The organism is Streptomyces sp. HSW2009 (genome assembly GCF_040240285.1).
Classification (GTDB): Bacteria; Actinomycetota; Actinomycetes; order Streptomycetales; family Streptomycetaceae; genus Streptomyces.
Genome location: NZ_JBEHZD010000980.1, coordinates 1 through 1,454, shown reverse-complemented (window position 1 = coordinate 1,454; position 1,454 = coordinate 1). Strand labels below are relative to the sequence as shown.

The following is a 1,454-nucleotide window of genomic DNA, read 5'->3' as shown; positions in this document are numbered from 1 at the left end:
CGCCCACGCCGGCCGTACCGGCCCCGCCGGCACCGGCCCGCCCCGTACCCCCGCGGGCCAGGCCCGTACCGGAGGCGAGCGAGCCGCCGCGGCCGGGTCCGAAGGACACGCCCCACCCCACACCGCAGAGCTTCGAGCCCCGCGCGTACCACCGCTCGGCCCGACACCAGCCACCTGGCGGGCTGTCCACGGTGACCCTCACCCTGCTCCTCACCGCGCCCGCGGTGCTGGCCGCCGCCGCCCTGCGCGGCCGGTCCGCGGGTCGTGGTCGAGGCCGAAGCCGCTGAGCCGAGGGGGCGGGGTGGGCCGAGCGCCCGCCCCGCCGAGCCACCGCAGCGTGCCGGCCCGCGACCGCAGCGGAGCGCACGCCACCCGCCCCGGGGTGCCCACCCCACAGTCCACGTCCGGAGGAACCCATGTCCGAATGGTTGGTGCTGGCCCTTGCGATGGCCGCCGCCTGCACGGTGGTGCTGATCATCGTCTTCCTCAACCAGCGCCGCATCAGTGACGACGACGACCCGTCCGAAACGCCGGACGTCATCGAGTACATGACGATGATGATCGGCGTGGTGTACGCGATCGTCCTCGGCCTCGCCATCGCCGGCGTCTGGGAAGCCAAGGGCACCGCCCAGGACACGGTGCGCACCGAGGCACAGGCGCTGCACGAGGTGAGCGAGCGCGTGCACGTGTATCCCACGGCGGAGCGGGAGCGGATCAGGGCAGATGTGCGGGCGTACGTCCGCTATGTGGTGGACGAGGAGTTCCCGCACATGATCGACACGGGGGAACTCACCGAGCGCGGAGACACGTTGCTCCAGACGCTGCGCCACCACGTCCTTGAGGTCACCCCGCGCGATGAGCGGATGGCGCAGACGTACCAGCCGTTGGCCGATCAGATCGCCGTCGTCGACGACGCCCGCGGCGCCCGTGGTCAGAGCGTGGGCGACACGATGCCGGGCGTGGTGTGGTTCGGTCTCGTCGGCGGGGCACTGGTCACCGTCGGTCTGATCTTCACCCTGCAAATCCGCCGCTCACAGCGCGAGTTGCTGCTCGCCGGGCTGTTCAGCGCGCTCATCGCGTTCCTGCTCTTCCTGGTCTGGGACTTCGACGCGCCCTTCGGCCGGTCAGCGGGCGATGCGGCGGGCCCCTTCACGGACCTCTTCTCGCTCTGATCCGTCCCCGTTCCGCCCCGTCCCTGCTCTGGGCTGTTCCGAGCCCCCCGCCCCCCGTTCCCAGCCCCCGTCCCAGCAGCGTTGTCGCTCCCGGCGCGTTCTCGCTCCGGCCCGACAGCGCCCCGAACCGATCCTCGCCGACCGCCGCGCCGCAGCGACCCGCCCCGGCCGCCCCCCCCCCCCCGGCCCGGGGGGGGGCGGGGGGCGGGGGCGCGAGGTGGCGGGGGCGCCGGGCGCTGACGGGACAGCACCCGGCGACCTCCGCCCGGGCAGGCGCGACGG

The 1,454-nt window shown here is 74.3% G+C and carries 1 protein-coding gene and 1 pseudogene; both read left to right on the top strand.

Annotation, left to right across the window (positions count from 1 at the left end):
• A pseudogene (locus AAHZ94_RS34005) lies at positions 1 to 287 on the top strand (hypothetical protein); the annotation flags it as partial.
• A 129-nt stretch (positions 288 to 416) separates the two neighbouring features.
• On the top strand, positions 417 to 1,172 hold the full coding sequence (locus AAHZ94_RS34000; RefSeq protein ID WP_349997547.1) for a bestrophin-like domain: 756 nt from the start codon (positions 417 to 419) through the stop codon (positions 1,170 to 1,172).
• Positions 1,173 to 1,454 lie beyond the last annotated feature (282 nt).